The sequence below is a fragment of the Streptomyces sp. NPDC037301 genome, from assembly GCF_055602785.1.
This window is the reverse complement of sequence record NZ_JBVJWD010000098.1, coordinates 5163-13726: the sequence shown is the minus strand read 5'-3', so window position 1 is coordinate 13726 and position 8564 is coordinate 5163. Positions and strand designations below refer to the sequence as shown.

The 8564-nt window shown below is 72.4% G+C and carries 4 protein-coding genes; all 4 read left to right on the top strand.

The annotated features are described in order from the left end of the window. A partial coding sequence (locus ACZ7IB_RS47290; RefSeq protein ID WP_470921424.1) for an acyltransferase domain-containing protein occupies positions 1–3197 on the top strand: 3197 nt, incomplete at its 5' end. Positions 3198–3312: 115 nt separating this feature from the next. Further along, positions 3313–5106, top strand: a complete 1794-nt coding sequence (locus ACZ7IB_RS47285; protein WP_470921422.1) for a carbamoyltransferase family protein — start codon at positions 3313–3315, stop codon at positions 5104–5106. Continuing rightward, the gene (locus tag ACZ7IB_RS47280) at positions 5103–6857 is read left to right on the top strand and encodes an ABC transporter ATP-binding protein (protein WP_470921421.1); all 1755 of its coding nucleotides are present in this window, start codon (positions 5103–5105) and stop codon (positions 6855–6857) included. Before ACZ7IB_RS47285 ends, ACZ7IB_RS47280 begins: the two co-directional genes overlap by 4 nt. After that, complete coding sequence (locus ACZ7IB_RS47275; RefSeq protein WP_470921419.1) at positions 6854–8449, top strand: ATP-binding cassette domain-containing protein; 1596 nt, start codon at positions 6854–6856, stop codon at positions 8447–8449. The genes ACZ7IB_RS47280 and ACZ7IB_RS47275 overlap by 4 nt, the downstream gene beginning before the upstream one ends. The last annotated feature ends 115 nt before the right edge of the window (positions 8450–8564 follow it).

The window sequence follows — 8564 nt, the reverse complement described above, 5'->3', positions numbered from 1 at the left end:
CGCTGGCCACCGCCCGTACCGCCTTCGAGTACCGTGCCGTCGTCCTCGCGGAGGACGCCACAGGCTTCACCACGGCCCTCGACACCCTCGCGGACGGGGATGTTCCCGATGACGCCGCCGCGCGCGGCGTGGCTCGCGGGCCGCTGAGGACCGCGTTCGTCTTCCCCGACCGGGCCGAAGGGCTGGCCGACGCAGCACGCGAACTCCTCTACGCCTCACCGGTGTTCGCTTCCGCCATGGCCGAGTGCGCCGCCGCCCTGGCCCTGCACACCGACTTCGCCCTCCTCGACGTCCTGCGCGACGAACCCGGCAGGCTCGCCGACCCGGCCGTCGCCCGCCCCGCCCTGTGGGCGGCCACGGTGTCGCTCGCCGAGATGTGGTCGGCCGCCGGCATCACCCCGGCCGCCGTCGTCGGCTTCGGCGGCGGCGAGATCGCCGCAGCCTGCTTCGCCGGCGTCCTGTCCCTCACCGACGGCGCGCTGCTCGCCGCCGGACAAGGCCGCCTGCTCGCCGAGCACAAGCACGAGAACGATGACGACGCGGTGGCCCGCATCCCCCAAGCCAACTCCCTGCACGAGCAGTTGAGGGCACTGGCGGCCCAGGTCGCCGCGGGCGACGGACGCGTACGGATGTACTCGGCGGTCACCGGGGCACGCCTCGCCGCCGGCGACCTGGACGCCGAGCACTGGCACCGCACCCTGCGCGAGCCGGCCGGCCCTGACGCCGCAGTGAAGGCGCTCCTCGGCGACGGCGTCGAGGCCGTCGTCGAGCTGGGCGCCCTCGTCTCCCCGGAGACGACCACCGCCGTCGAGGAGGCCACCGGGGCCGAAGGCCCCGACGTCCTGGTCACTGCCGCCCTGCGGCAAGGCCAGGAGGTGCGCCCCGCACTGCTGTCGACCGCCGCAGCACTGTGGGCGCGCGGCGGCACCATCGACTGGGCGGCCCTGCTCGACTTGTCGGCGCACCCCGCCGACGTACCCACGTACGCCTTCCAGCACCAGCGTTACTGGCTAGACGTCTCCACGCCCGCGGGCGACGCGGGCACCGTGGGGCTCACGGCCGCCGACCACCCGCTCCTCGCCGGCGCGGTCGAGCCCGCGGAGAGCGACACGGCCCTGCTCACCGGAAGGCTCGCGCAGGCCACCCACCCCTGGCTCGCCGACCACGCGGTCGCGGACACCGTCGTGCTTCCCGGCAGCGTCCTGCTCGACTGGGCGCTGTACGCGGGAGGCAGGCTCGGCTGTGCCCAGGTGGCCGAACTCGCCCTGGAAGCACCGCTGGTCCTTGACCCGAACGCCGCCGTGCACGTCCAGGTCCAGGTCGGTGCGGCGGACGAGGCGGGCCTGCGTGCTCTGACCGTGCACTCCAGGCCCGAACCCGCGACCGGCGAGGAGGCGGGGGAGTGGGCGCGCCACGCCCGCGCCGTCGTCGCGCCGGTCCTGCGGACCCCCGTGGATGCCTCGGAGTTCCGCGCGCTGTCCGGCGCCTGGCCGCCGCCCGGCGCCCAGGCTCTCGAACCCGCCTCCCTCTACGCCGCGTTGGAGGAGCGGGGCCACGTCCACGGGCCTGCCTTCCGCGGTCTGCGCTCCGCCTGGCGCAGCGGCACCGACATCCTCGCGGAGGTGGCGCTGCCCGACGAGGCCTTTGCCGCGGGGCACGGCTTCGGCGGCCTGCACCCGGCCCTGCTCGACGCCGCGCTGCACGCGCGCATCGCCGAGCAGCCAACGGACACGGACGCGGACGGCACACAGGTGTGGCTGTCCGCCGCCTGGGGCGGGGTACGGGTCCTTGACGCCACCGGCACCACGAGCCTTCGCGTACGGCTGTCCGACGCGGGAGACGGCGCGCTCGGCCTGCACCTGGCCGACACCACGGGGCGGCCGGTCGCCGAGGCCCGCGAGCTGACTCTTCGGGCGGTGCCCACCGCCGGCTTCCGGCGTGCCCGGGACGCCGAGGCCCCCACCCCGCAGGCGCCCGCCCGGCGGCCCGCCGCCCGCCCCGCGCAGTCGGGGCAGGGCGCCGTCGCGCGGGTCCTCGCTGCCGAGCCCGACCAGCGGGCCCGCCTCGTCGAGGACCTCGTCCGTACCGAGCTCGCCGCGGTCCTCGGGCACGGCGACGCCGAAGTCATCGACGTGGACGCCGAGTTCCTCGACCTGGGCGTGGACTCGATGGCGGGCATCGACATGCGCGCCAGGCTCGGCTCCCTCCTACGCCTGGAGCTCGCCGCGGCCACGCTGTTCGAGCACCCGACCACGGCGCTCCTCGCCGCGAACCTCGTCGACCTCATCGGCACCGCGCCCGAGCCCGGCGACGCGGGCACCACCGGCACGGCCGCCACCGCCCCCGCCTCGCCGTTCGACAGCCTGGAGGCCCTTTACCGCCAGTCCTACGCCCTCGGCAGGGCGGGCTCGACCGGCATGGACCTCATCCAGGCCGCAGGCCGACTGCGGGCCGCCTTCGGCTACGAGAGCGCGGCGGAGCACCTGCAGGAGCCCATCCGTCTCGCCAGGGGCGACGCGGACCGCGCGGCTCTCGTCTGCGTCCCGGCCATCACGGCGACCGCGGGACCTCTCCAGTACGTCGGACTCGCCCAGCAGATCCAGGGCGAACGTGATGTGATGGTGCTGGTCAACCCAGGCTTCAGGGAAGGTGAGTTGGTGCCGGAGTCGTTCGAGGCGTTCCTCGGCCTCCAGGTCGAGGCACTGCGCTCGGCCGTGGGCTCGCGGCCCTTCGTGCTCCTCGGGCACTCCGCGGGCGGGCTGATCGGCCACGCCCTTGCCGCGCAGGCGGAGCGGGAGGGGCTCGCCCCCTCGGGCACCGTCGTCCTGGACACCTTCCAAGCCGGTACGCAGTTCTCCGCCGACCTGAGCCGGGCCATGCTGGAGGGCCTCTTCGCCCGCGAACACCTCTTCGGCAGAGGCGCGTTGAGCGGCGTACGCCTCAGCGCGATGGGGCATTACCACACGCTGATGGACGAGTGCGCGATCGTCGAGATCAAGGCTCCGACGCTCTTGGTGCGCGCCGAGAAGCCCCTGCCGTACCAGGCCGACGGCTTCGACGATGACGGCTGGCGGGCCGCCTGGTCCCTTCCGCACACGCTGGTCACCACACCGGGCGACCACTTCACGCTCATGGAGGAGAACATCGCCGCGACCACCGCCGCGATCCGCGGATGGCTCGCGGAACGGGACATCTGAACCACCGCGGGGCAGAAGGCAGTTCTGCCCCCCCTCATATCTACCGGCCACTCTTACCGGCCACAACATGACAACCGCGGCTCACAGAGACCCGTGTTCCAGAGGAGACAGCGCAGTGATAGTTCTTGGCTACAACGGTTTCTCCCGCGCCGGCGAGCTCTTCGGCAAGCTCTACGGCTATACGCAGGACAGCGTCGATCGGCACAGCTTCCTCGGTCACGACGCGGCCGCGTCCCTGTTCGTCGACGGCAAGCTGGTCGCCGCCGTCGAGGAAGAGCGCATGAACCGCCACAAGAAGACCACCGCCTTCCCGATCAACGCCATGCGCTGGGTCCTCGACCAGGCGGGGCTCGACTTCGCCGACGTCGACTACTACGCCTTCGGCTGGCGGTTCAGCCCGGAGTTCGCCGACACCGCCATCTCCAAGATCGCCGGTGCGCCGATACCTCCCGAGTACAAGTTCCAGGCCATCTCCGGCTTCGGCGAGCTCTACACCGGCATGCTCGGCAAGAACGCGATCCTCGAGGACTTCGCCCGCAACACCGGGTACGAGCTGGCCGAGGACAAGCTCGTCCCAGTCCCGCACCACCGGGCACACCTCGCCTGCGGCCGCACCTTCGCCGGCTTCGACGACGCCGCTTTCATCATCAGCGACGGCCAGGGCGAGGCGGACAGCGCCATCATGGGCGAGGTCCGCGACGGCGAGGTGAAGGTTTTCGAGCAGTTCACGATCGACTCCCAGAACTCGATCGCCCAGCTCTTCGCCGAGATCACGCGATACCTCGGTTTCACCCCGAACAACGACGAGTACAAGGTCATGGGCCTCGGCGGGTTCGGCGAGCCGCCGGTGCAGGAGGACAACCCGATCCTGAACCACGTCGTCACCTTCGACGGCCCCGGGCGCTACTCGCTGGCCCTGGCCAACGACCCGCGCGGCCCCCGCGCCTACCTCCCCCTCTTCGACGAGATCTTCGGCGGCAACGACGACAACCGCGGTGAGTTCGAGTTCCAGGTCCGGGTCGCGAGCGCCGCCCAGCAGGCCCTCGAAGTGGTCACCGCGCACCAGCTGCGCGCCCTCGCCGACGTCACCGACCTGCGCGACCTCATCTACGAGGGCGGTGTGGCGCTCAACTGCGTCAACAACACCAAGCTCCTGGAAGACCTGCCGTTCGAGCGCGCCGAGGTCAGCTTCGGCGCCAGCGACCCAGGTGTCTCCATTGGCGCCGCAGCCCACGTCGTCCGCGAGAAGAACGTCCCGCTCGTGCCCGTGAAGACGCCCTACCTCGGCCCCGAGTACACCGCCGAGGAGATCCTCGCCACTCTGGACGCCTACACCGATCGCGTCACCTGGGAGGAGCACGCCGACGGCGCGATCGTCGCGAAGACCGCCGAACTGCTCAGCGGCAAGACCGTCATCGGCTGGTTCCAGGGCCGCACCGAGTACGGCCCGCGCGCGCTCGGCAACCGCTCCATCCTGGCCAACCCGTCCCACGCGGACATGAAGGACATCATCAACACCCGCGTCAAGCACCGCGAGCCGTTCCGCCCGTTCGCCCCGATCGTCCTGGAAGAGAACGCGCCCAAGGTCTTCGAGATGGGCAAGAAGGAGCGCTCGCCGTACATGACCTTCGTGTTCCCGGTGAAGCCCGAGTACACGCAGACCATCGCGGCTGCCACGCATGTCGACGCCACCTCGCGCATCCAGACCGTGACGGACGACAGCAACCCCCGGCTGGCCGGGCTGCTGCGCGAATTCACCGCGCGCACCGATGTGCCGTGCCTGGTCAACACCTCCTTCAACGTCGCGGGCGAGCCGGTTGTCAACTCCCCGAAGGACGCGGTCGAGTGCTTCCTCGGCACCGACATCGACTTCCTGGTCCTCGGCGATTACCTGGTCACGAAGCGATGAGCGCACCGACCGGAATCGTCTGGCGCACCCGTACGGCGCTCGCCCTGGAAGCGGCCGGGGCGGTGGCCACGGTCAGCCCCGTCCTCGCCGTCATCGAGGTGTGCCGGGAACTGCTCGACGGCGACCCCGACGGCGGCAGGATCGGCCGGCTCGTCCTCGTGGTCGCCGCCGCGGCAGTCGTCGGGTTTGTGGCCCAGCTGGTGGGCCGTGTCCTGAGCAAGGAGGCGGGGGCGCGCACCCAGGACGCACTGCTTTTCGCGGTCACCAGCAGGCTGCGCGGCGCCCGCGCGGCCCGGCCGCTGCACGCCGCCTGGAAGGAGCACGGCACCACACTGGGCCGTGACATCGTCTCCATGGGCGTCACCGTGGGCCGGGCGGGATCGGAACTCCTGTCGGCGGGCCTGGTGTTCCTCCTGTCGATCGGCTATCTGTTCTGGGTCGACTGGCTGATGGCACTCATCACCCTGGCTCCGATCCTGATCGGCTTCGCCGTCTTCGGCTTCATCTCCGCGCGCTTCTTCCGCGAGATGGCGACCGACTACGCGGTGAGCATCGGAGGCATCGACGCGGTACGCCCCACCGTGGGCCTGCCGCGCCGCATCAGCCCGGTCGGCACGCGGGCCCACACCGCCGCCGCCACCCGGCGCTCCGCCGCCCGACTGGCCGACGTCACCGATGAGTTCAGCGAGTTCTTCCGGGTCCGCATCGGCTCGCTGCTGGGCGGCCGGGCGCTGGCCGAGATCGCCTTCTCGCCGCTGACCGTGCTCGTCTTCGTACTGTGCGGGGGAGCCCTGCTGACCCGCTCGGAGTGGCTGGCCCCCGCCGACCTGATCCCGTTCCTGCTGGTGGGCGCGGGACTGGCCGCACCCCTGCTGGCCATCACCTACTTCGTTGAAGAAGTGGGGGAGGGCAAGAAGGCTGCGGCACGTCTGGGCCAGTTCGCGTCCGGGAGCGTGCCGCCCGCGGCGGCCCCGGCGGGCTCCGCCAGCGAGGCGGGCACGTCCGGCACCGCAGACGGCGCGGGAACACCCGACACCGCAGACGGCGTGGCCCCGGAGGCCGAGCCGGCCCCGAGCCCCGCCCTGGAGCTGCCCGAGCGCGGGGTGCTGACCGTCGTCGCCACCACCGACGCGGGCGCGGACTCGGTAATCGACCGGCTGCTCGCCGATACGCCCGCGGAGCGGCTCGCCGCGGTGGAGGCCGACCCGGCCGTCGTGATCGGCCCCATCGGCGCGTACATCACCGCCGACCGCACGGACGGCAGCACCGCGGAGGCCGAACGCGTCGCGCGCACCGCCGGCTGCCACGACACGATCGCCGCGCTGCCCCGGGGCTACGACGCGATCGTGGGCTCCGAGGCGCCGCAGTCGTACCCCGAGCTCCAGCGGCTCGCGCTCGCCCGGCTGCTTGCCGCGGACCGCGAGGTCGTCCTGCTCGACGAGCGGGCCTTCCCCGGCTGCCCGGACACCGTCCGGGCAGCGGTCGCCGAACTGCGCGGCCGCGCGGCCGTGGTGGTCGTCGCCACCGGGCCGCCCGCGGTCGTCGACGGCGGGATCGTGGTGACCGAAGCCGGGAAGGTGGTGGCATCGGGCACCCACGAGGAGCTGACCGGTCCCGGCAGCCCGTACGCCGGGCTGCTCGACCCCGTCGGATTGCTCGACCCCGTCGGGGGGCCGCGCCGTGCTGCGGACCCCGTGGCCCTGTCCACCGGGTCCGCAGGGTCCCCCGCGTCTCAGGAGGTGCCCCGATGAGGGCCGTACTCGCTCGCTTCTTGCAGATCTCGGGGAAACAGGGACTGACTTCGCTGTGCCTGTTCCTGCTCCTGGGCGCCGTCGTCCAGGGCGTCGCCTTCACCTTCGTGGTGCCCATCACGGAGGACCTGCTCACCCCCGGTGCGGCAGCGCCCTGGGCCTGGATTGCCGCTCTCGCGGCCGTCAGCCTGGTGTACGCGGTACTTCACTACCGCAGCGTGCCCCTCGGCAACGAGCTGGGCGCCAAACTGGTGACCACCCTGCACAGGGAGGTCGCCGAGCACACGGCGAAACTGCCCAACCGCACCCTCGGAGTGGGCCGTTCCGACCGGCTGGCCGCGCTCGACGGCACCGCGGTCGTGGTCCTGATGGGACTTCCCGCACACGTCATGCGGCCGGTGGTGGCCGCGGCCGCCACACCGCTGACCGTGATCGTCATCAGCGCCTTCGTCAACCTGAAGATCGCCCTGACGCTGGCGGCGGGGCTGATCGTGCTGGCGCTGTGCTCCCTCCTCGTGGTCCGGCTGCTGTCCCGCAGCGAGGAGCCCGACGGGGCGGAGTGGCTCCGCAGGAGTTACGAGCAGCAGGGTGCGGGGCACTCGGGCGGCTTCCTGCCGACCGCCACCGGCGAGGTGCTGCTGTGGCGGGCGGTCGAACTCGCCGCGTGCGCCGCTGTCGGCGCCTGCGCGGCGGCCGTCTCCGGCGACGGGCTCTCGGGAACCAGGGGCGTCGCACTGATCGTGCTGTCGGTACTCACGTACCGGCCCATGATGGAAGCCGTCCTGCTGACCAGCACCGTCATGAACGCACGTGAAGTGATGGCCACCATCGGCAAGTTGCTGGACACCGAGGAGTCCGGGTCGCAGGAGGTCCGGCCGGGCGCCGACTGGCCCGACAGCACCGACCTCGTCTTCGACGGCGTCAGCCTGCGGGTGGAGGGCACGACCGTGCTCGACACGGTCTCGTTCGAGATCCCGGGCGGCACGACCACGGCGCTCGTCGGAACCCCCGACGGCACCCGGCTGCTGCTCGGCGACCTGCTGACCGGCGACGTCACGCCGACGTCCGGACAGGTGCGCATCGGCGGAGTGGACGTCACCGCCCTCGCCCCGTCCGTCGTGGAGCGGCACATCGCCCGGGTCTGCCCGCAGGACTCGAGGCACACGCGGGAGGAGGCGGGCCGGCTGGTCGACTCCTTCCCCGACCGGCTGGCGGACCGGCCCGGTGTACAGGACGGGCTGAACCGGCTGCGCGCCGCGGTGGCTGCGGAGGACACCGCTTCCGAGCCGCTGACCGAGCCGCTGACCGAGTCGCGGACCAAGCCGTTGACCGAGCCGCTCTCCTCGGAGGACCGCTGGCGGCTGGCGTTGTTGCGTGCCCTGTCCGGCGATCCTTCCCTGGTGGTGGTGGACGCGACGGCCGGTACGGATCCGTTCGACGCCGACCCCCAGCTGGCCGAACTGTTCACCGGGCTCTCCCGGGACCGCACGTGCTGGCTCCTGACGGGCATCGGCGGCGAACTCCCGCCGTGCGACCGGCTGGTGGAGGTCTCGGGTTCCCGAGCCACCGCACGGATCGCAGTGCCGAGCTGAAAGAAAAGAGGGGGCCGGGGGGGGGGGGGGGGGGGGGGGGGGGGGATGGGGGGGGCGGGGGGGGGGGGGGGGGGGGGCAGGGTACCATCCTGCATCCCACTCGTCCGCGCCTTCA

What these genes read in the sequence shown, in the direction of transcription:
- ACZ7IB_RS47275 (WP_470921419.1), top strand. Translation starts at nt 6,854, where the DNA reads ATGAGGGCCGTACTCGCTCGCTTCTTGCAGATCTCGGGGAAACAGGGA.
- ACZ7IB_RS47280 (WP_470921421.1), top strand. Translation starts at nt 5,103, where the DNA reads ATGAGCGCACCGACCGGAATCGTCTGGCGCACCCGTACGGCGCTCGCC.